The organism is Paenibacillus sp. JQZ6Y-1, assembly GCF_040719145.1.
Lineage (GTDB): Bacteria > Bacillota > Bacilli > Paenibacillales > Paenibacillaceae > Saccharibacillus > Saccharibacillus kandeliae.
On sequence record NZ_JBFDUZ010000001.1, the window covers coordinates 2,936,791 to 2,960,480 of the forward strand.

Sequence of the window (23,690 nt, forward strand, 5' to 3'; positions counted from 1 at the left end):
TTATTCACCCCTTGGTTGGATTGGAACGATCAGTATGATTACCGCGTGCATGGCGGCGGATCGTTAATTGTAATGCTGGCTGACTGGCAATCTGTTCAAACTGTCGATCTAGCTCTAGTACCGTCGGATAATCGAACAGCGCTGCTAGCGGAATATCAACCTCAAACTGCTGACGTATCCGCGAAATCACCTGAGCCGCTAGCAACGAATGCCCACCGATCATGAAAAAGTTGTCGTTGAGCGTAATTCCATCGTATTGCAGCACTTCTTCCCAGATACCAATTAACTGCTGCTGACGTGGATGATGAGCTGAATCGTCTATCGGCAACATAGTGGATACAGATACAGCTGGAAATAGATGCTGCTTGAGCTGCTTGCGGTCCACTTTCCCATTTGGCGTCAGCGGAATAGATTGTAGCCTAAACATGGAAGACGGAATCAGATGCGATGGAAACTTGGATTTGAGTTCATCCACGATCTGATCTAGGGTATACTCGCTGAATGAATGCTGTAGCAGCACATATCCTTCCAACTCAGCCTGTTGATCCTGATCCTGCCGAACGACAACGATTGCCGTATCCACCGCAGGATGAGCGGAAAGCATGGATTCTACCTCATTCAATTCGATACGATACCCTCTCACCTTCACCTGACGATCCTGTCTTCCTTTCAAAGCAAGATTGCCATTCTCACGAATATATCCACGGTCGCCTGTACGGTAAAAGGTCAATGACTCCTCCGCCCACGGCAGATGTACAAAATGCTCTGCCGTCTGCTGCTCGTCTCCGATATAGCCACGACTCATTCCGCGCCCGCCAATGTACACCTCGCCAATCAGACCATCTGGCACAGGCAATTGATTTTCATCCAAAATGTAGATCGCAGTATGCTCAATTGGCTGTCCCACATCATACACTGGCTCCGGCTGTGTACCGATTCGGCGATACGTTGTTGTCAAGGTCGTTTCAGTTGGTCCGTACAGATTGATCAGCTGGCTGAACGGGAATAGCTGCTGCACCGATGCCGCCAGTGTATCGGACAACATCTCTCCGCTGCACAATACAAGGCGTACCGATGACGGACGGTTCGCTGTATGATGGGCAGTCAAGGTTAGCGATTTTAACAAGGATGGCACGGTACTAAGTAGGCAGGTAATTTCTTTTTGCCGAATCATTTGTAAAATGAGATCCTGATCGCGCGCATGCTGGGGAGGAAGCAGGACAACCGTTGCCCCCAGCGCTAGCGGTGCAATCAAATCGCGGAAAAAGGCATCAACCGATAAGGAAGCCAGCTGTAGCACTCGGTCACTGGATTGAACATGCAGTTCCTTTTTCATAAATGCAATATAATTGCAGATGCCTGTATGCTCGTTGCAAATGGCTTTGGGATTGCCAGTACTGCCCGACGTGTACACAATGTACGCAGCATCGCCAGAGGATGCCGCTGTTATTGCCCCCGTTGCTCCATTGGCGTATACCGCATAGTCCGCTGCAATCACCGGAATAGAAACGATAGATTGAGCATGCGGGACTTGCAACGTAGACGTTAGAATACAGCGCGGTGCTGCATGCTCTGCCATATACTGCTGACGCTGCTCTGGATAAGTAGGATCAATCGGTACGATGCACGCCCCCATCTTCCATACCGCTAGCATGGCAACAACGGCATCAAAGGATTTGTGAAAATACAGACCGATACGATCATGCCGCTGAATACCATGAACCTCCGATAGATAGAAGGCAAGCTGTTCGCTACGTGTATGCAGCTCACCATACGTCATCGTCTGCTTGGTATCATCCAGCGCCACATCGGCAGGATGTTGTAGCATTTGCTGCTCTAACATCTGATAGATGGTGCGCGATTCTGGCGCTGCGGAGCGGAGTCGTTGATATTGCTGCTCACTCCAGCTTTGTCTGTCCGCTTCTGGAATCAAGGATATGCGAGAGATATGCTCATTACCGTTCACCGTAATCTGATACAACAAATGGGTCATATGCTCTGCCATCTGCTCTACCTGATGATCCGTCAGCACATCGGTCCGATAGCGGAACTGCATCTCCATCCCCTCTACATGCTCATGAATCGATAACGTCAAATCGAACTTGGCTTGCTCCGATTGCCCACTGCTAGCCGACACTTCCATGGCTTGAATAAAATCGGTATCTCGGCGGCTCAGATCATGGTGATGAATAAACATCACTTGAAATACCGGATGATAACTGCGCTGCCGTTCCGGCTGAATCGCTTCCACTATGCGTTCAAACGATACATCCTGATGAGCATAAGCACCGAGACACTTTTCCTTCACCTGCTGTACATAATGAGCAAATGCAGGGTCATCTGCCAATGTCGTACGAATCACCACCGTATTCACAAAAAAGCCGATCAATGCTTCCCATTCTGCCCGCGCTCTGCCTGCCACTGGCATACCGATCAGCAGTTCCTTTTGTCCGCTGTGACGATGCAGCAACACCTGAAATGCCGCCAGCAATGTCATTGGCAAGGTGGCTTCCTGCTCCTGACTCCAGCTTCTCAAACGCTCCGTTAATTCCGGCGATAAGATGCAATGCAAGCTGCGTCCTTCGGAAGAAGGTACTTTCGGACGGCGATATTCCGTTGCCAGCTCTAGCACTGGCAATTCTCCACCCAGTTCCTCCAGCCAATATGATAACTGCTGTTGTTGACGCTGCTGCTGGGCAGGCTCATGCTGCCAGCACGCATAATCGCTATATTGCAGCATCGGTTTGGTGGACATATCCAGTTGTCGATACGCCGCTTCCAGCTCCTGCTGCAATATACCAACCGACCAGCCATCAAATAAAATATGGTGGATCACCCAGCTCAACACATGATGCTCTGGCTCCATTTCAATCAAGCGTAGACGCAGTGGCGGCGCGTCAGTTAGTGATAACGGTTGCCACGCTTCCTGCTCTAATATGTCTTGTAAAAGAAACTCTTGTCTATCCGTTGTTACCTCTTGCATCGCATCATATATTGTCGAGCGTTCCAGTGAGACCAGCTGCGTCGTGACCTGCTGATACGGCTCTCCACGTTCTTCTCCGAAGATCGTCCGTAGACTATCATGCCGATTCAAAATCGTATGAATCGCCTGCTCCAACCGATCCCCGTCCACTGCTCCGTACAGATGAAAGGCAAACGGAATATGATACGCCTTGCTGTCCGGCTCCAACTGTTGCACCAGCCATAATCGCTGCTGGGCAGGCGATAACGGATATTTCCCATCCGGTGAACGATATGCCACAATTGGGTCACTGGCTGCCAATACTGGCTGCTTCTGAATCTGCTCTGCCAGCTCTCTTAGCACTGGATAATCAAACAACATCCGCAAGCTAAGCTGACGCTGCAACGCTTCCTCTAACCGACTCACTACCTGTGCTGCCAACAACGAATGCCCGCCAATCGCGAAGAAATGATCATACGCTCCAATCTGCTCTCGACCAAGAATCTGCTGCCAAATGTCGGCGATGATCTGCTCACCCGGACGATCCGGTGCTTCATATGCCTGCTGACGCAAATCCTGCTCCTCAATGGCTGGCAGCTGCTTGCGGTCAATTTTCCCATTCACTGTCAAGGCAAAAGCAGGAAGTTCCTTCCACGCAGACGGCAGCATATATGCTGGCAATCGCTGACTGAGCTGTTCCCGCAATACAGCAATGTTCTGTATCATGTCGGTTGTGTAATACACCGCGAGTATGTTTTCCTCTTGTCCGGGTGCTTGTGTTAGCAGCGCTACCGCATCATGAACGCCTGTGCACATCCGCAGCGCTTCCTCCACCTCGCCCAGCTCAATCCGATGTCCACGCAGCTTGACCTGATCATCCGTACGACCGATAAATTCCATTTGACCATCCGTACGCCACTGCACCAGATCCCCGGTACGATATAACGGCTCGTCTGCCAGATGTGGCAAATGAACAAATTTCTCCGTCGTCAGCTCTGGTCGGTTCCAATATCCCGTTGCCAATCCATCGCCACCGAGATACAGCTCCCCTACAACACCTACTGGCAACAATCGCTGCTGATCATCCAGCACATAAGCTGTCGTATGATTGATCGGTTGACCAATCGGCATTTTCTGTTGCTCATCCCATAATCCATCAGGAATCTCATAGCTCAATGAAAAGGTGGTACATTCCGTAGGTCCGTAAATATTAGAAAGATGTTGTGGCTTGCCTGCTTGGATCACTTCATTTACCCAACGTACATTACAAGCTTCCCCGCCAAACAATACTGTTTTCAACTGAGCAAAAGCTCCCGGCTGCTGCCGTGCCATCTGGTTAAACCATGCTACGGTAATAAACAATGTAGTAATCTGGTTTGTAGACAACCAAGCCGCAAAATGTTCTGCCGAAAGCATTTGCTCGCGTGGTGCGATAACAAGGCGTGCTCCATGCAGCAACGCACCCCACAATTCAAATGTCACCGCATCGAATGAAGCATTGGATGCTTGCGCCATCACATCGGTATGATCAAGCTGTGCATAGCTGGCATGCTGGACAAGACTAACGATGCCTTTATCCTGAATGCAAACTCCTTTCGGACGCCCAGTTGATCCCGATGTATAGATCATGTATGCGATGCTATCTGAACGATATGAATGGGAATCCAGCGACACATACGGCTGCTCTGTATGTAGATGCTGCATCTCTACCACTTCGCATGGATAGGCTGCCTCTGATCCAGCGAACCAATCGCCGACAGAGGAATCAGCGATTAGCAGGCTCATCTCAGAGTCTTCGATTATATAAGCGATACGCTCTGATGGGTTGGCAGGATCGACAGGCACGTACGTCGCTCCTACCTTTAAAATGCCCAGCCAACAGGCAAACAAATACACAGACCGTTCCATCAAGGTACCAACTCGTGCTCCCGGCTGAATGCCACGCTGCTGCAAGCTGGCAGCAATTCGATCCGAGTATTCATCCAACTGTCGGTACGTGAATGCCTGATGCTCATCCTCTATAGCACGCTGTTCGGAATGCTGCTGGACTTGCATATCGAATAACTCCAATACCGTTTGAAATGGGGTCACTTGCTCATCTGCAATAACCTTCATGTGAGATACGTCTCCTTCGCTCCGGCGATAAGCTGCATCAATTCAGCATGTACCTGATCGACAAGCTTGTGAATCGTTGACTCTGTATGCAATTGATTGGAATACTGCCAGCCAAGCATTAATTGTTCCTGATGAATCATACCGACAATCTCGAATGTATGCACACGCTCCTGCTGCGCACTGTTCATGTCTCCTGCTGCAAGTTCGCATAGCTGCGCAATAGGCGTTTCATCCGAAGCTGCCGAATCATCTGGCAATACATGCTGATGTCCAAAGTAATTAAACAATACATCTGCGTTACATCCGATCAACGGCTGCTGACCATCATACGTACATAACATGCCATACGTCAGACCATGATGCGGAACCTGCTGCCTTACCTGATCGATATAAGTGATCCAGTCTGTCAATTGACGCTGGGACTCACCTTGGAGCAACAATGGATATACGCTGGTAAACCAACCCATCGTACGCGACGTATCCATATACTCCCCTACATCATGCCGACCGTGACCGTCGATATCCAGTGCGAGCTGATCTCTGCCAGTCCATTGCTGGATCACACGGACAATCGCGGACAATAGTACATGTTCCATCGTACTATGCAGTGTATGATGACTGAGCTGTATCAATTCAGTCGTTTGCTCCTTCGTCAATGTTAGCGAAATGACTTCAGTATCGCCCCTTCTGTTCCTGCCACTTGTATGATCTACAGGCAGTGATGGCAAATGATGCATGATCTGCTCAATAGATTGCCAGTACGGAATATCCGCTTGAACGACTGCTGAGCTTGTTTGTGCAGCCATATACTGTATCCACTGTTGAAATGAAACTGATGATGTTCGCTCCGATACTGATATCGGCATTGGCGCCAGCTGTCGATGCATCGATTGCTGCAGCAGCATATTCAGATCTTCTGCCATGATGCCGCCTGATACCCAATCGGTCAGCAAATGATGTACAACCAGCAGAAGATACGATTTAGGCTGCGCTGGGTCGCGCATCCATACCGCTACAATCAACCGATCTCGAATATGGAGCGAGCGCTGATGCACTGCGCCTGTTTCTTGTATAAATGCTTCCATCGTTCCCGTACCTACATAATCAATCACATGCAGCGGAATGCTACCATCGATTTGATATGATTGCCGATACCCTTGCGAACCGTTATGAAATTCCAGACGCAGTGCATCATGTCGTTCATACAGCTCACGCAAGGCATACTCGATCTGGTCCACATCCAGCTGCTGATTCAGCTGTAGCATTAAGGAAAAGTTCCAATGATGCGCATCGGTGAACTGTTGCTTGAAAAACCAATGCTGCATCGGTGATAGAGCAAAGTCCTGCCCATCGATTTCCGTAGCCGCTTCGTGAATAACAAGTGGCTGCATGCTGTGCGCCAGCATCTCCAAAATCGGAGACTGATAAACGGAACGCGGTGTTACACTCCATCGATTCTTTTTTAATTCATTCATTAATTTAAGTATCAGAATAGAGTCGCCACCAATTTCAAAAAAGTGATCTGTGATGCGCACTGCTCGGTGTAGCACCTTGCTACATGCGCTCACAAGCTGCTGCTCAGCGATGGAAAGCTCGCGCTCTTCTAGAGCTGACGATTCCGTAGGCTGCTGCGTAATAACCGGAGCAGGCAATTGCTTTTTATCGACCTTGCCATTAGAAGTTAATGGCATATGATCAAGTTCTACCAGATGCACAGGAATCATGTACGAAGGCAAAGTTCCACTCAAATGTGCCAGCATGGCGGCGCGATTCACTACATGCTGCGGTTTGACAACGATATAGGCTGCTAATTCATCCGGCTGATCAGTGCGCGGAATACAGGTGACGAAGGCTTCTTGAATGCCGGGGATGAGACGCAGATGATGCTCAATTTCGCCCAGCTCGACGCGATAGCCTCTGATTTTGACCTGATTGTCGATACGGTCGAGGAATTCTAGCACACCATCGTGATCGTACTTCACCATATCTCCGGTACGATACAATCGTTGCTGTTCTTCGCCAGCAGTATACATCACGAATTTGGCAGCTGTTTGTACAGGATCATTCCTATATTCGCGAGCGAGTCCAGCGCCACCAATATACAGTTCGCCACTTCTTCCCGGCGGAACCGGATTGCCTTGCTCATCCAGTACATACGCTTTCATATTAGGCAATGGATACCCAATCGGCACCTTAGGACCAGCAACATACGGGAATACCGTAGCACATACCGTAGTCTCGGACGGACCATAGGCATTCCAGAACAACTTGCTCGCCGCCCATCGGCTTGCCAGCTCTACGGGACAGCGTTCACCTGCTACAATCACCTTTTGCAAGGAAGTCAATGATTCGGGCTGAAGATTATTCAAAAAGGACGAAGGAAATGTGCCAATCGTAATGCCATACTGATTGAGCAGTGTAACCATATCCAGCTGCATATCCTTCCAATCCGATGGCAGCATGCACAGCGTCAGACCATGACCGAGCGCCATCACAATCTCCCACACCGAAGCATCAAAGCTCATCGAAGCAAATTGCAATACTCGCTCATGCGGCTGCAAATGAAATACCGTTTGCTGGGCATCAATCAGATGACTCAAGCTACCATGCTCAATCACTACACCTTTCGGTGCGCCTGTCGAACCAGAAGTGAAAATGATATAGGCGGTATCCTGTGGCAATACTCGTACAGGCTTGGAGCGAACAAGCTGATCCGGTTCATGTAATAGAGCTGCAAGCGACCATACTGGGATAAAATCCGCAAATGCAGCGTCCTCTCGATCCGATACAATACAGGTCAGCTCCGCCTTTTCCGCCATATACTGCAAGCGATCCATCGGATAACTTGGATCAAGCGGTACATAGGCTGCGCCTGCTTTCATAATGCCAAGAATAGCAATGATAATCTTTTCCGATCTGCCAAAATGAATGCCCACCAAGGAGCCTTGCTGTATGTGTCGGCTTTGCAAGCTAGCTGCTAGCCGTTCCGCCAATTCGTTGAGCGCAGCATATGTATAGGTGCGGTCGCCGATAACGAGCGCCGTATGTTGAGGAATGGTCTGCGCATAATGCTCAAATCGATCCATTATGGATAAAAAGGTAGATGGTGAAGCCGGAAAATGCGGATGATCATTCAATATCTCATCCTGCTCTGCCAGCGTGATCAGATGCAGAGTAGATACCGGAACATGCGAGTTCGACAGCAGCTGTTCCAGCAATTGTTCATAATGGTTCATCCATTGCGAGATACGTTCAGCGCTATATAGCGCACTGTTATATTCGCATACCAAGTGGAAGGATTGATCGCTTTGCAGACAGGCGAACAAGCTGCAATCGTATTTGGACGTATGATTATCAATCGGCATACGCTTCATGTGCAGCCCATCGACGACTGGCATCTCTTCCTCCTGCTGATAAGCAAAGGTCATTTGAAATAATGGGCTAGTATTCAGTTCCCGTTCCGGCTGCAATGCCTGAATGACCTGTTCAAACGAAACCGCCTGATGATCCATACAAGCAAGTACACTTGTCTTCACCTGCGCAAGATGATTGGCAAAGGACTGCTGCTCATGAATCGTCGTCCGAACTGCCATCATGTCCACGAAAAATCCAATCAATGGATAGGTTTCCTTATGTATTCTCCCTGAGGTTGGTGTACCGGTCGTAATATCGCTCTCGCCGGTATATTTATGTACAAACAGATGAAAAGCAGTCATAAAAAATAAATAGGGTGTTACGTCTTCCCGCTGACAATAATCAATAATACGCTGACTGAGTGTAGCGGATAGTGGATATTCCCTTACATTGCCCTGATGCAGATCATGCTCAAGCAGATCAGGAAGATCAGGATCAAGTCGAACCATCCGTGAGTTGTGCAAATACTTCTGCCAGTACACCACATGCTTCTGGTGATAATCGGCTGACAATTGCTGCTCCCACTCTGCAAAATCATGATAGTGAATCGTCGGTTCCGGCAATACATGTTTCGGCTGTGCATAATACGCAAACAGCTCATTCCAGAAGATCCCCATCGACCAGCCATCAATGATGCTGTGATGGAAATTCAAAAATAAGATATGTTCATCCGGCTGTAATTCAAACAAGCAGATCCGAACCAATTCGCCGCCATCCAGTTGGAAAGGAGTCATTGAATATTCTAATATCTTCTCCTGTATATACGATTCACGAACGTCTTGATTGAGATCATATAGCATCAATCGTTGCAGCATCGAAGACGGCGCCTGATGAATATACTGCCTGACTTCATTGCGTTGTTGATCTTCTCTGTATACGGTTCGTAAAATGGGATGACGCGCTATCACTTGCATCAAAGCCTGCTCCAACCTATGAATATCCAATACGCCTGTAATGGATAAAGCCTGCGGAATATTATACATCGCCGAATGAGGCGATAACTTTTCCATAAACCACATGCGCTGCTGGGCAGCTGATAAAATATAACCATCTTGCTCATTGTTGATGTGTCGAGGGATTACCGATTGCTTCTGCTTGCGATGGGCATTCAATCGTTGCTTCAAACCGGTCGGTCGATCGCTCGACGCTGATTTTTCCATGGTTTTATCACACCTCACTGTTCAACTATGTTATCTAGTAAATAATGTAGCAGAAAAGGATTTTTATAACAATAAGTGGAATTATTAATTATTTATTACTTTTTTATTAATATATTTAATTTGTTTAAAAATTATACATTTCGTATTGATTATTAAGATTCCATATACAACAAATAAATGCACAAAAGACCTTCTCAATGATCGAAAAGGTCTTTTATGCTTCTTGTTACAGATATGATTGATGGCTGTTAGCTTACTGGCTCACTTTCAAATCGCCGGAGCTGGTGTTCACGGTAATGCGTTGTTGCGGCTCGCCTTCGCCTTTGACACCAAGCGCGCTATGCTCCGATTTATCCTTATACAGCATGCCGTCCACACCAATATCGGCGGTACCGGAGTTGCTCGTGAATTGTAGCTGCAAGGAATCTGTGCTGCCGTTCAGTACAGCATCGACATCCCCACTAGATGTTGTCAATTCAACATTAGGCAATGGTTGTGCCTGTGTATACTTGATAGCGCCAGAGGAGGTTTGTAGCGCTGCACTTTGACCGGACAATTGCTGGGATTGGATGACTCCGCTGGTCGTTTCCCATTGTCCAGTATTGATTTCATTTTGCTGGGCATCAATATCACCGCTAGTCGTTTTGATGGTGCCAGTGCCGGATATTTTCAAGCCGCTCACATGCTGCTCACCAGAGCTTGTTTGGGATTGCAGCATATTGGCTGCCAGATTATGCAAGGTGATGTCGCCCGACGTGGTCGTTACTTGAATCTGATCCCATTCTTTTTGCGGAACGGTGATCATCAGCTTTAAGTCGCTAATCTCATCTAGCTTGATGCCGAGTGTATTATTGTCGGTCGCTAGCTGAACATTCATCACGTTCTGATCTGCTGTCACATTGAATGTATATTTACCCTTTAAGCGCGGGCTAATATCACCGTCTAGTGTAACGACAATATCACTCTGCTCCCCTGGTGTAATCTCCACATCAGGAGCCGTTGTATCAATCTTCATGCTTGTAATGGATGCGGCAGGTATAGTCTTCTGCTCATGCAGTGCTTCTGAGCTGTTCATCCGTTGATACACGATATAGGCAATAACGATAACTGCGATAATAAGAATAATAATGATGGGGATATACAATGAGCGTTTCAACGTTATTCCTCTCCCTTGCTGCTTACACAATTTTTGTTCAAAATCTGCGTGACCGATTTGGAAAAGTGTATCCATTCCGTAAGTAAACGTTCCATTCGCTCACGTCCTACTGCCGTAATCGAATAATACTTGCGCTGCGGTCCCTCCGTAGAGGATACAAAGTAAATCGATACATAATCATCTTTTTGCATCTTTTTAAGTAGCGGGTACAGGGTCCCGCGAGCAATATCTATATTTTCGGAAATATGCCGGACGAGTTCATATCCATACCGATCCTTGTGCAATAACAGCACGAGGACACAAAGCTCCAATACGCCTTTTTTTAATTGTGCATTAACCATAATATCTCCTTTACTTCCCCTATTCCTTTCGACACAACATTTTGTTTGTCTGCTGTTATGCGATGTCTGCTGTTTCTACATTACGGAGCGACAGATAGGCAGATAATACGCCTACCAGTGCCAACGAAACCGGCACAGCGGTAATCGAGAACATCGAAAAGTCGTTGCTGGTAGCGCTGGTCATACCAACGATTAACACAGCCGATACAAGCGTGGCAGGAACCGATTTGCGGCGCATACCGATATAGAGTGGGATTAAGGCAATCCCAGCAGAAGCAATCGAGCTGATCAAGATACTAATCATATTACGGGCAAAGATCGCCATGCTCATCGGCTCAGCCAGAAAATGCAGCCATTGATTCATCAGATAGAAAATGCCGCCAATCAGCAAATTGGATAACAGTATCGTCGAAAAGGTGAAAATTACGATAACAAGCAGCTTAGACAGCATGATTTTTTGTCGTTTGATCGGATACATAAACAGTACCGAGATCGATTTCGTTTTGTATTCTTCCAAAAATAAACGGGTAATCAGCACAGCCGCGAATACGGTAAAGGTAGAACGAACCGCGCTGCCAATAATACTGAATGCCATATCATAGCTATCAAACGGCACATTGCCATCCTTCGTTTCCATAAAATAGATCAGAGCCAACAGGGCAAAAAAGCAAATATTGGCGATGATGACACCCTTCATATAGCGCCACAAATGATACTTGCGAATCTCCAATGTAAGCAGTTTAAGCATGTTTGACCCCTCCATCGACCAGATTGACGAAATAATCTTCCAACGAATGACTTTTCTTTTTGATCTCTTCGATATTCACACCGTTCAGAATGAATTGCTTGGAAATCTCCGCCTGACTGAGTGACAGATTGTAAATACGAATACGTGAATCATCCAGCACCTTGAAATTGTCCATGCACAGTACTTCTTGCAGCACGTAGACGGCTTTTTTCACATCGTCGCTCAAAATCTCAATGTATTCGGTATTACGCTCATGAATTTCCTTGACCGTGATCTCTTCGATCAGCTTGCCGTTGTTAATCACACCAATCGTATCCGCAATCTGCTCCACCTCGCTCAGTATATGACTGGAGATGATCATCGTAATCCGATACTCCTTGCACAGCATTTGGAACAGACTACGCAGCTCCTTGATACCGACCGGGTCCAGACCGTTAATCGGCTCATCCAGAATGAGTAGCTCCGGTTTGGTCATAATCGCGCGAGCAATGCCGAGACGCTGCCGCATCCCCAGCGAGAAGCTTTTGACCGGCTTGTCGTTCACATCTTGTAGATTGACTAGCATGAGCGCTTCCTCAATCGCAGTATGATCGTAGTAACCGGCGTATTCACAATGCAGTCGCAGATTTTCGCGAGCGCTTAACTTTTCATAAAAGACAGGAAACTCGATAATGCTACCAATGCGCTTGAGCATCTCATACGAATGCTCTGTGACCTTTTCGCCGAAAATCTCAATCTCGCCACTGGATGGTTTGATCAGATTGGTCATCATTTTCATGACCGTAGTTTTACCGGCGCCGTTCGGTCCGAGGAAGCCATAGATTTCGCCTTTGCGTACACTCATATTCAGATTGGATACGACTTCATGACCATCATAGGTTTTGCTCAATTGATGCGTTTTGATAATATATTGCATATTATTGTCCCTCCTACTGTAATCCATCTTGTATACCTTTACTTTACAGTAGCGAAATTGCTTTTTTATTAATCAGTCCTTACTTATTCCTTAATTTGTATGTTAGATCGTATATTTTGTTCACTTTCTATACGAAGGAATGAATAAACCTGCCGATGTCTTAGGCGCTGTATCGCTTGAGCATGACGGTGAATACTGTCTTCTCAAACGGTTTACTGACAAAGGAGATATCGCCGCCCATCTTTTCCACCAGCCGCTTAGTGATCGTTAAACCAAGACCACTGCCCTGATACAGTCGATTACGGGAGTCCTCCAGCGTGTACATGCGCTCGAATACACGGTCTTTATGCTTTTCGCTGATGCCTTTACCTTTATCCCATACATCAATACAAATATGCTGTGGCTGCTGACGTACTGCCAATCCGAGAAACTGCCCATCACTTCCATAGCGCACCGCATTGGACAGCAAATTATTCAAGATGCGATTCAATTCTTCTTCATTGCCATATGCCCAACAATGCTGTTCTTCCGCAATATCAATAACCACCTCAATATCCTGGGCGGTTAAAATGTCATAAAAGCTCAAAATATTCGTTTTGCAAATCTCACTCACATCAATTTTGGAGATTTCAATATCATGATCGCCGGATTCTAATTTGACCAGATCAAAGAACTTTTTCATTAAACTAAGCACTTCAATCGTTTTGTCATGCACTTTGGTCAGCAAAACATCCACCTCGTTTCGATTCAGGGACGGATCATTTAAAATGACCTCGATATACCCCAATACGACCGTCAGTGGTGTACGCAAATCATGTGAAATATTGGATAGCATTTTGCGGATGGATACTTCCATCTGATAATAGGAAGCAACAGTTTTCTGATTCTTTTCCAGCAAACGGTTGATTTCGTTCAGCAATGTTTTGAGATGAATATCCTCCGTATGCAGCAGCAGCTTCTCGTCGGTATGCTCATTGTTGATTGCCTTCAGCTTGTTGCAGGCGTACAACAGATTTGCCTGATGTTGCTTGTACCGATGATGCTGAAACCAGACCAGTAGCAGCAGAATCGCAATAATCGTGCATAGCAGGATATCCATATTAGAATTCCCCCAGCTTGTAGCCGATTCCCCATAATGTCTTAATATAGCGCGGCTCCGATGGATCATCCTCAATCTTCTCGCGCAATCTTCTCATATGTACATTGATCACATTATTATCGCCAAAATAGTCTTCACCCCACACTAGCGTATACAGCTGTGCCTTGGTAAATACCTTTTTCGGATGTGTCATAAACAATTTTAAAATCTGAAATTCCTTGGCAGTCAGCTTGATCTCATCTTCGCTTTTATAAACTGCAAAATTATCAGTATCCAGATCAAGATCACCTACATGAATCTTTTCAGTATGTACTTCCATCTCCACCGCTGGCATAGGCGTGGAATATTGCTGCGCGCGCCGAATATTGGCTTTGACCCTTGCAGTCAATTCAATCATAGAAAATGGCTTGGATATGTAATCGTCGGCTCCAAATCCGAGTCCCAATGCTTTATCGAGATCGCCGTCTTTGGCAGACATGATGAGGATGGGAATCATACTTTTGGCACGAACCAGCTTTAAAATTTCGATCCCGTCCAGCTTAGGTAGCATCAAATCAAGCAGCATCATATCAAAAGAATCGGTTGAAAACATGCGCAATGCCTCTTCCCCGTCATAGGCACAGCTAATATGAAAACCATCTTTTTCAAATTGAGTCTGAATCAATTCGCTGATGGACAAGTCATCTTCAATCAACAAAATGCGATTATTCAATGGACGTCCCCCCTTACTAATATGTACATGTACTATTCTACATTAAATTGTATTGTTTTTACAATTTTATACTTTATTGATAATTTTGTAGATTCCAAGTTTTGTTGTTATTGCATGCCATTCATGACGCTAATCTTATATCCATAAACACGGATTATTTTATCGCATTTACGATTTTAACACGTATAAAAGTTATATAAATAGCATACTTACTTTGGTTCCTAATAACAACTGACAAATTCAGCACAGAATCTGTCTCCTTTTTTGCAATACTTATCGTAGGATTTGGTCGCTTTTGCCGTAGTCTACACTTGATCACACTGCTATGAACAAGTAGATCCATCCACACACCCTTCTTTTGTTGAGAATTTATCCACATTCGGTTGTGTAATAGTATCGAACAGGCTATTATATGTAACAATGCAGACTTGATTCATTTAGCCGAGATCGCTGATTCCATATAATTGTATTTCCCGATCTATCAATAGATGTTTGTTCAAAAGAAAGGAGTGACATCATGTCTGCTTATACCAAGCAACCCGATGGCATATTTAAAACGGTCTGCTCTCTGGACTGCCCCGACCAATGCGGTCTACTCGTACACAAAGAGAACGGCAACATTGTCAAAATCGCCGGTGATCCTGAGCATCCGGTAACCAAGGGCAATATTTGCAATAAAGTCCGTCATATGGCGGAACGCATTTATGATGAGAAGCGCCTCACTCATCCGTTAAAACGAATCGGACCGAAGGGCAGTCGTCAATTTGCTCGTATCAGTTGGGACGAGGCACTAGAGACGATTGCTTCGCGCTGGAAGGCGCTGATTGCCGAGCATGGACCGGAAAGTATTCTGCCATACAGCTTTTATGGCAATATGGGCAATATTAATGCTGAGGGTATGGATCGTCGCTTTTTCCACCGTATGGGTGCAAGTCAGCTGGAGCGTACGATTTGTACAGCTGCTGGGGGTGCTGGCTTCAAATATACGGTAGGCGGCAGCATCGGTGCTGATCCCGAAGATACCGTGCATACGAAGCTGTTTATTTTATGGGGCATCAATGCAGTTAGCACCAATATGCACCAGATCACGCTGGCGCAGCAGGCACGCAAGCAGGGTGCTAAGATTGTCGTCATCGACGTACACAAAAATCAAACCGGACGACTTGCCGATTGGTTTATACCGATTCTGCCGGGTACAGATACGGCACTCGCACTTGGTCTAATGCATATTCTGTTTGCCGAACAACGGGTAGATGAGGTATTTTTACAGCAGCATACGATTGGGCATGAGCAACTACGTGAGCATGTAAAGCAGTATGATCCAGCTACAGTGGCTAGCATCACTGGTGTACCTGTGGATGATCTGTACAAGCTGGCGCATCTCTATCACGAGACGACACCTGCCTTAATCCGCATCGGCAATGGATTGCAGCATCATGATAACGGTGGTATGAATACGCGTGCGATTACCTGCCTGTCCGTCTTAACAGGACAATGGCTGGTGCAGGGCGGCGGGGCGATTCGCTCCAACTCCGCGTATCTGGCGCATAATGCACAGGCATTGCAGCGCCCGGATCTGCTGCAAAAGCGCAATACACGCTCCTTCAATATGAACCAACTGGGACGTGCGCTGAATGATACAGAGCCGCCCGTGCATTCCTTATACGTATACAGCTGTAACCCAGCGGTCGTGGCGCCGCGTGCGGGTCAGGTGCGACAAGGGCTGGAGCGTGAGGATTTGTTCACCGTTGTGCATGATCTGTTTTTGACAGAGACAGCTTCGTATGCGGATATTATTTTACCGGCGACCTCAGCGTTCGAGAATCTGGATTTCTATAGCTCGTACTGGCATCATTATATGCAGATTGGCGAGCCGATTATCGAAGCGTACGGCGAAAGTAAATCCAATACCGAAGTGTTCCGTTTGCTAGCACAAGCGATGGGATATGAGGAGCAAGCGCTACAGGATAGCGACGAGCAATTGATTCGGCAGGCACTGGATCATTCGGCAAATGAAGGGCTTGATCCTATTAATTACGATGCGCTGGTGGAGCACAAATTCATCAAGGCAAACCGACCGACGATTTATCCAGAACGACTAACTACGCCGAGCGGCAAAGTGGAGCTGTATTCAGAAACTTTGCTGCATATGGGACTGCCACCGCTGCCGACCTATATTCCGCTGCGGGAGCAGGATCAGGATGGGTATATCTTTATCCCAGGACCGACGCATAATTTCCTCAATTCCACCTTCTCCAATAATGCCAAGCATGCAGGCATGGAAAAGATGCCAAAATTGTTTATCCATACTGAGGATGCGGAACGCGAAGGCATTACGGACGGCGACTGGGTGATCATTTCCAATGACAATGGCTCCTGCGAGTTAATGGCGACCGTAGGCGAAACCGTACTTCCGGGCGTTGTAGTCAGCCAAGGCTTATGGGCAGACAGTAACGACCATCAACCGAAGCATCTGGTGAATGCTCTCACGTCAGACCGATTATCCGATATGGGCGGCGGAGCGACCTTCTTTTCCAGTCGCATTCGTCTAAAACGTAAGCCTTCAGAGACAGTAACCGAACCATTGAAGCATACCGTATCCCTCTAGATACCCAATAAAACGACCTGCTTTCTGTCCATTACGGCGCAGAAAGCAGGTCGTTTGTTGATTTAGATGCTAGCTATATTCTTATATTCGCGTATGCAGATACTACATACCTATCATAATCATCCAGTATACATCTGCTGCCCGATTGCCTTCCCTGTAAGGTCAAAATTCCGTCTCCTCCTTTACAGGTGGTACAACGTTACAGCTGCATTCGCTTCACTCTGGATACTATCTAGTATTAGACGTGCGCAGGTATATCCACCTGTGAAGTATTGGATTCCGCTACACAGATACGATTGCGTCCGGTTTCTTTGGCTTGATACAATGCTTGATCTGCTTCGTAAAATAAACGTTCTGCCGACAGCTGCGGATAAGCGCTCACCCCGATCGAAACGGTCAAGGCAATCTCCTGCCCTTCCTCTAGTACGAATAGATGCTCCTCAATGCGCTTCCGTACCCGTTCAGCAATATCCAACGCTTCCTCAATCGTACATGGTGTCAGGATCGCAGCAAACTCCTCGCCACCCTTACGTGCACAGAAGTCCGTTTTCCGAATGGTTTCACTAAGCAACTGAGCAATCTGCACGAGTACCACATCGCCATTGAGATGACCATATTGGTCATTGACCCTTTTAAAATGATCAATATCGAGCACCAGCAACGCAAAGGACGAACCATTCTCTTCCGCTTCCTCTGCCGTCGAACGGAATAAACGGTCAAACGAACGCGGATTGTACAGCTTGGTCAAAAAATCGTGATTGGCTGCCTCCCGCATTTTAACCAGCGTCTCGTCGGCGCTCTGCATATATTTGATAACATAATACGCAAATAATCCAGCTAGCATATAAAATACACCGTAGAACGCATGCAGTACATACGCATGACTAAACGCATTCACAATCGTTACCGCAATCAAATAAATACATACTGTACCAATAAGTGTACGCATCCAGATTTTGAGCGAAACCTTGCGAGCACGCTTCATACAGATGGCCGTCAGTACATACGTAAACATAATATTACAAAGTCCAATCCATGAACTGAATTGTATCGTTTCTCCAGCAAATAAACGGTAAATCCCAATCATCACTGCCGAGATCAAACCACTCCAGCCACCACCGTAATAAAAGGAAATCATAATCGCAAGCTGTCGGAAGTCGACGATAATCGTATTCGATCCGCTATGAAACCGAATGGAGAAAAACATCATCATCGTAATGCCGACACCACCTGCAAGCAAACCAAACAGAATAGGCAATAGCCAATTGCTTTTGCGTCCCATTCTCTGCCCAAAAAATTTCAAAAATAGATTACTAAAAAACAAAAAGGTGGTTAGAAACGTCAGATTATTAAATAGCGTTTGAATTATGGTTTGCATGCTATGCCCTCACTGTAGTTTGTAATGAATAGGGATGTGGTGCCTGTATTATACCTCATGCTTGTCCTTTACCATGTTCATGTTTCGACAAATATTTATACAGAGTGTATTGTTGTATGTACCTTGTTTGCAGATTTCCAGTTCTATACATAATTACGACTTCAAACCAAGCCAATCCAATAGGAAGAAGCCCCGTATACAGAGCTTCTACATATTTCTTTCCATTTCACACACTCAAGTGAAGCCAAAACTCTAGCCTGTTAGAGTAGAATACTATATATTTCGGCAGATCCTAGTATTTTCAATAGAGTAGTATCACGATAATCTACTGTACTCTGGCGAGAAGACTATACACGACCGCAATCTGTCTAACAATTTTATTTCACAGCTACAAAAAACAATCGTGCCGCTTCATCCCCTGGCTCATTCCATGTAAAATCAGCAAAGCATTTCACATCGCGAAAGCCAGTTTTGTACAGCTCAGTTGTCAGCCATTCCTGCTCGTAGGAACGCTGCACATGCACTTCCTCAAAACGCTCATACATATTTTTCTGTTCGCCAGATTGGGCGAAGATGGTCAGATGATGTTCGATCTCTGTTCGCTGGGTATCATATTCACATGTCCACAAATAAGAAATATGACGATCATCCAGCATAAACGGCTGCTCCGCATCATATCGACGCAAGGTATTGGGATGATGCACATCAAATACAAATGTACCTCCCGGCTTCAGACCGTTATATGTCGATTGGAAGGTTCGTACGATATCCTCCGGCTCTGTCACATAGTTGATGCAATCGCAAAACGAAATTACACTATCCACTGGTTCTGGTAGCATCCATTCGGTCATATTTTGACATACCCATTGCACCTGACCATCCTGAAATAGACGATGTCCCTGCGGCGTCGATTCCATCTTATCTCGTGCTACGGATAACATATCTGATGACAAATCAATACCAGTCATGCGAAACCCAGCATTCACAAGTGGAATGGTAATACTGCCGGTGCCGCAGCCCAGCTCTGCTACTTGACGCGGCATTCCGTATTTGTCCCATACTTCGCGCACGAAGCGCAGCCATTCTGGATACGGCATATCATCCATCAATTCATCATATACATAGGCAAACTTGCGGTATGACACGATTCAACGTCCTTCCTATTCCCGTCCTGCGGTACTGCCCTTCTACCTGCACATGCTCTTCCATCATTTGCATTCATACAAAAACAGAAAGGCAAGAGCCGCATGCTACGGTTCGAGCCTTTCTATCGTTGTACTAGTTTGCGCCGGTTCATGACATCCGTATTGCCGGTTTAGTTATTGTGCCGGATCGCCGGTTTCGCCATCCGGTTTGTTATCATTTGTTGAAGGTGCTGCATGCTCGGCAATACGTGTCCAGTTCTGATCCTGCACGACGACGCCTTCCTTCATCAGCTTACCTAGTGCGCGTTTGAAGGCTGCTTTGCTAATCCCGAAGCGCTGCTTAATCACATCCGGTGGCGTACGGTCTGAGTACGGCATCGCTTTGTCGGCACGATCATTCATAAACGCCATCAGACGCTCAGCATCCTGATCACGACCGATTTCCTTACGTTGCAGCATCGACAAATTGAGTCGTCCGTCCTCGCGTACTTGCGTGACACGTACCTGTACTTTTTCACCAAGACGCAGCATACGGCTACGCTCATTTTGGTGAATCAGACCGAGTGCGCCAAAGCCAAGCACACCGCCATCGATCAGTACGAAGGTACCCATTTGCAGTGGCTTGTACACCAGCGCATCGACCCACTCATTCATCCAAGTTGTCGGCGCATGAAATACCAGCTCGCTAAATTCCTCTTCGCCTGCCAGACGAGCAAGCAGACGACCTTGACGGTCATGCTGCATCACCACGTATACTTCATCGCCTACTTGCGGACGCAGCTCCGGTTTTTCTGGCAATTCGCTCATCGGCAGCAGCAGCTGACGACCAAGACCCATTTCCAGAAAAGCACCGAGACGTGGATGCAGATCAGCAATTTTTAGTTTACCAATCTCGCCTAGTGTCAGCAGCGGCTTTTTCATCGTAGCGGCAAGACGATCTTCGGTATCATGGAAAATAAATACTTCCACGGTATCGCCGATTTTGATCTTACCTACGATTTCGCTATAGTGCATCAGCACTTCTTCTTCGCCATCGGTCAGAAAGAAACCGTACGGTGAGACTTCGCGCCCAATATTCAGCGCGATTCGATTGCCTGCCTCAAAACTCATACTTTTTCCACCACTTTGGCGTCTGACCACAGACGTTCGATATTGTAATATTCGCGCTCATCGCGATGGAAAATGTGAACAACTACATCGCCCAAGTCAATCAGTACCCAACGTGCCGCGTTTACGCCTTCCATGCCGCGAATGGTAACATCCGCATCATGCGCGCGTTTACGAACTTCCGCAGCGATGGATTGCACTTGTGTATCCGAGTTACCGTGACAGATCACAAAATAGTCCGCCACCAGTGAAATTCCTCTCAGGTCCAATGCGACCAGATCATGAGCTTTTATACTTTCGGCTGCACCTACAGTGAGTTGCAGCAATTCTTCTGGATTTAATGCCATTTAAAGATCTCCCTCCAATTCAAGTTGTTTGACCAGATCGTTTCTGGACAACATTGTTAACGGATAAATGACCTGACGACGCGCCAGCAGCAGATGGATTGTTGAATCAAAACCAGCTACCAGCGCCGCTTCCAGACTGACCTCCGACAGATGTCGGATATGATCCACGCCGGGGAAGTCGCGTCCGGGTTCAATATAATCCGCGAGACAGATCACCTTATCCAGCAGCGTCATACCGACTCTGCCAGATGTATGATATCGAATCGCGTTCAATATCTCTTCATCCGTAATACCGTATTCCTGTTCTGCTACATATGCGCCAATCTCGGCATGCCAAAGTGGCTTGTCATACAGCAGCAATTCATCGTTCAAAGCCTTGTCGCGCAGCACTTGCTCCTGCTGCTCGGTCGGCCAATATTTGGCGACATCGTGCAGAATGGCAGCGATTTCCGCCTTTTCCGGGTCTGCTCCATACCGCTTGGCAAGCAGTATAGCCGAATGCATCACGCCTTCCGTATGACGCCAGCGTTTCTCCGGCATCCGGGCAGACACCGATTGAATGAGTTCATCGCGTGTCAGCTTCATACACTCCGCTCCCCTTAATATAATCATAGACATGATCGTGGACCATATAACGAACCGTTTTGCCTTCAACCAGTCGTTCGCGAATATCCGTAGAGGAAATATCCACCTGTGGCATATTCACCAAGATCACACGCGGCTGCAAATACGCCGGCATATTATCCTTGTTGATCACCGAGCCCGGCCGTCCAACCCCGATAAAGGTCAGTCGTTGTGCCAGTTCCTCAATGCCATGCCATTCAGTCAAATAATTAACCATATCCGCGCCAATGATGAAGTAAAATTCATGCTCTGTATACCGCTGTTGCAGCTCGCGAATCGTCTCAATCGTATAGGAGACACCGCCGCGCTCCAGTTCGATATCCAGCGTATGGAAGGATGGATTGCTGCCAATGGCACGCTGCACCATCTCCAAACGCTGTTCGCCGGTTGCTCCGGCAGCGTGTTTGTGCGGGGGAATATGCGATGGCATGAACCAAACCTCGTCCAATCCACAGCCATCCAGCGCCGCTTCCGCCGCCAGCATATGCCCGATATGCACCGGATCAAAGGTGCCCCCCATAATACCGACTTTCATGAACCCACCACCGAATCGTTTGTAATCAAATAGATCATGACACCGTTACGCAATATGCTATACCAGTTGTGTATCGTTTAGTAGAACAACGATGCACCTGTTGCTTACGCGCGCGGCAGTTCGATTTGTTTGTGTTCCTTCGATTCTTTGTACAAAATAATTGTACGTCCGATGACCTGTACCAGCTCAGCTTCTGCGCCTTGAGCCAGCTCTTCTGCCAGCTGCTTCGGCTCTTCCAGACAGTTGTTCAGTACGGATACCTTCATCAATTCGCGCGTCTCGATTGCATCAACAACGTGACGGATGATACCTTCGTTCATGCCGCCTTTACCGATTTGGAAAATCGGGTCCAGATGATGCGCTTGACTACGCAGATAACGTTTTTGTTTTCCAGTTAACATAAAAATCCCCTTTGGTTTATAACGGATTGTGTTCATGATTCAGCGCTTCCAATACTGCGCTGTGCATGAGAGATACCGGCGCTTGCACACCAGTCCAATATTCAAAGGCATACGCCCCTTGATAAATAAACATGCCTAGTCCACCAACAGTTGTACAACCACGCGCCTTGGCTTCCCGCAGCAGTCGTGTTTCCAGCGGATTGTAGATCAGATCGCTGACGATCATGCCTTCTGGTACAAGCGCTGCATCGACTGGTGTCGCATCCAAATCTGGGTGCATACCAATCGATGTTGTGTTAATGAGTATATCGGCGGAAGAGAGGATGGATTCCAGTTCTTCCTGTGCAGCCGAGGACAAATGCGTGCTCCCCGCTTTGTCTGCCAGAATGGAAACCAGCTCATCCGCACGCTCGCGAGTCCGATTGATGATAACGACGTCGGATACATGCTCCTTGAGCAGAGCATAGACGATGCCACGTGCAGCGCCGCCTGCACCGAGTACGACGACTTTTTTGCCGTTCAATTCGCCTACTTCTTCCTTGAGCGAGCGTACATAACCGATGCCATCTGTGTTATAGCCGATGGTAATACCGTCACGAATGACGACCGTATTCACTGCACCGCAGCTAATCGCAGACTCATCCAGTTCATCCAGCAGCTTCATAATTTCTACTTTGTGCGGAATCGTCACATTGAAGCCGCTAAAACCAAGCGCACGCGCACCTGTTACCGCTTCTGCCAGATTCTCCGGCTTCACGTGCAGCGGGACGTACATGCCCGGCAGCCCAGCGGCTTCCAATGCAATATTATGCATAGCTGGTGATTTGGAATGGGCGATTGGATCGCCGATCACACCCAGCAATAGTGGAGCGTGAATATGCACATGTTCTGTAGGTCCAGTCATCTTGTTCTCCTCCTGAAT

General features: G+C 47.1%; 17 protein-coding genes. 1 reads left to right on the forward strand and 16 read right to left on the reverse strand.

Annotation, left to right across the window (positions count from 1 at the left end; genetic code table 11):
• Window positions 1–4: 4 nt before the first annotated feature.
• The 8 genes from ABXR35_RS12510 to ABXR35_RS12545 form a co-directional block, all read right to left on the reverse strand.
• Window positions 5–5,077 (reverse strand): non-ribosomal peptide synthetase, encoded by a 5,073-nt coding sequence (locus ABXR35_RS12510; RefSeq protein ID WP_367060335.1) that lies wholly within the window; start codon window positions 5,075–5,077, stop codon window positions 5–7.
• Window positions 5,074–9,651, reverse strand: coding sequence for a non-ribosomal peptide synthetase (locus tag ABXR35_RS12515; protein ID WP_367060338.1), 4,578 nt, complete (start codon window positions 9,649–9,651; stop codon window positions 5,074–5,076). The genes ABXR35_RS12510 and ABXR35_RS12515 overlap by 4 nt, the downstream gene beginning before the upstream one ends.
• Before the next feature lie 253 nt (window positions 9,652–9,904).
• Entirely contained in the window at window positions 9,905–10,807 is a 903-nt protein-coding gene (locus ABXR35_RS12520) for a DUF4097 family beta strand repeat-containing protein (RefSeq protein ID WP_367060341.1), read from the reverse strand.
• Window positions 10,808–10,809: 2 nt separating this feature from the next.
• On the reverse strand, window positions 10,810–11,148 hold the full coding sequence (locus tag ABXR35_RS12525; RefSeq protein WP_367060344.1) for a PadR family transcriptional regulator: 339 nt from the start codon (window positions 11,146–11,148) through the stop codon (window positions 10,810–10,812).
• Window positions 11,149–11,203: 55 nt separating this feature from the next.
• Window positions 11,204–11,896, reverse strand: a complete 693-nt coding sequence (locus ABXR35_RS12530; protein ID WP_367060347.1) for an ABC transporter permease — start codon at window positions 11,894–11,896, stop codon at window positions 11,204–11,206.
• Window positions 11,889–12,812 (reverse strand): ABC transporter ATP-binding protein, encoded by a 924-nt coding sequence (locus tag ABXR35_RS12535; protein WP_367060350.1) that lies wholly within the window; start codon window positions 12,810–12,812, stop codon window positions 11,889–11,891. Before ABXR35_RS12535 ends, ABXR35_RS12530 begins: the two co-directional genes overlap by 8 nt.
• A 160-nt stretch (window positions 12,813–12,972) precedes the next feature.
• Window positions 12,973–13,911 carry a sensor histidine kinase gene (locus tag ABXR35_RS12540; RefSeq protein ID WP_367060353.1) on the reverse strand — a complete coding sequence of 313 codons (939 nt, stop codon included), beginning with the start codon at window positions 13,909–13,911 and terminating at the stop codon, window positions 12,973–12,975.
• A gap of 1 nt (window position 13,912) precedes the next feature.
• Entirely contained in the window at window positions 13,913–14,623 is a 711-nt protein-coding gene (locus ABXR35_RS12545; RefSeq protein WP_367060356.1) for a response regulator transcription factor, read from the reverse strand.
• 517 nt (window positions 14,624–15,140) lie between these two features.
• Between ABXR35_RS12545 and ABXR35_RS12550 the strand changes: the two genes are divergently transcribed.
• Window positions 15,141–17,231, forward strand: a complete 2,091-nt coding sequence (locus ABXR35_RS12550) for a molybdopterin-dependent oxidoreductase (protein WP_367060359.1) — start codon at window positions 15,141–15,143, stop codon at window positions 17,229–17,231.
• Between the two features lie 238 nt (window positions 17,232–17,469).
• Here ABXR35_RS12550 and ABXR35_RS12555 read toward each other — a convergent pair whose 3' ends face one another.
• The 8 genes from ABXR35_RS12555 to aroE form a co-directional block, all read right to left on the reverse strand.
• Window positions 17,470–18,609 carry a diguanylate cyclase gene (locus ABXR35_RS12555; RefSeq protein WP_367060362.1) on the reverse strand — a complete coding sequence of 380 codons (1,140 nt, stop codon included), beginning with the start codon at window positions 18,607–18,609 and terminating at the stop codon, window positions 17,470–17,472.
• Between the two features lie 377 nt (window positions 18,610–18,986).
• A complete protein-coding gene (locus ABXR35_RS12560; protein WP_367061412.1) occupies window positions 18,987–19,757 on the reverse strand; it encodes a class I SAM-dependent DNA methyltransferase in 771 nt (256 codons plus the stop codon).
• Between the two features lie 171 nt (window positions 19,758–19,928).
• Window positions 19,929–20,864 (reverse strand): CvfB family protein, encoded by a 936-nt coding sequence (locus ABXR35_RS12565; RefSeq protein ID WP_367060365.1) that lies wholly within the window; start codon window positions 20,862–20,864, stop codon window positions 19,929–19,931.
• The gene (gene rsfS, locus ABXR35_RS12570; protein ID WP_367060368.1) at window positions 20,861–21,208 is read right to left on the reverse strand and encodes a ribosome silencing factor; all 348 of its coding nucleotides are present in this window, start codon (window positions 21,206–21,208) and stop codon (window positions 20,861–20,863) included. The genes ABXR35_RS12565 and rsfS overlap by 4 nt, the downstream gene beginning before the upstream one ends.
• Window positions 21,209–21,793 (reverse strand): bis(5'-nucleosyl)-tetraphosphatase (symmetrical) YqeK, encoded by a 585-nt coding sequence (gene yqeK / locus ABXR35_RS12575; protein WP_367060371.1) that lies wholly within the window; start codon window positions 21,791–21,793, stop codon window positions 21,209–21,211.
• Window positions 21,774–22,367: a nicotinate-nucleotide adenylyltransferase gene (gene nadD, locus ABXR35_RS12580; protein ID WP_367060374.1), complete on the reverse strand. Its 594-nt coding sequence runs from the start codon at window positions 22,365–22,367 to the stop codon at window positions 21,774–21,776. Before nadD ends, yqeK begins: the two co-directional genes overlap by 20 nt.
• A 104-nt stretch (window positions 22,368–22,471) precedes the next feature.
• A complete protein-coding gene (yhbY, locus tag ABXR35_RS12585) occupies window positions 22,472–22,768 on the reverse strand; it encodes a ribosome assembly RNA-binding protein YhbY (RefSeq protein WP_367060377.1) in 297 nt (98 codons plus the stop codon).
• A 16-nt stretch (window positions 22,769–22,784) separates the two neighbouring features.
• On the reverse strand, window positions 22,785–23,672 hold the full coding sequence (gene aroE, locus ABXR35_RS12590) for a shikimate dehydrogenase (RefSeq protein ID WP_367060380.1): 888 nt from the start codon (window positions 23,670–23,672) through the stop codon (window positions 22,785–22,787).
• Between the last annotated feature and the right edge of the window lie 18 nt (window positions 23,673–23,690).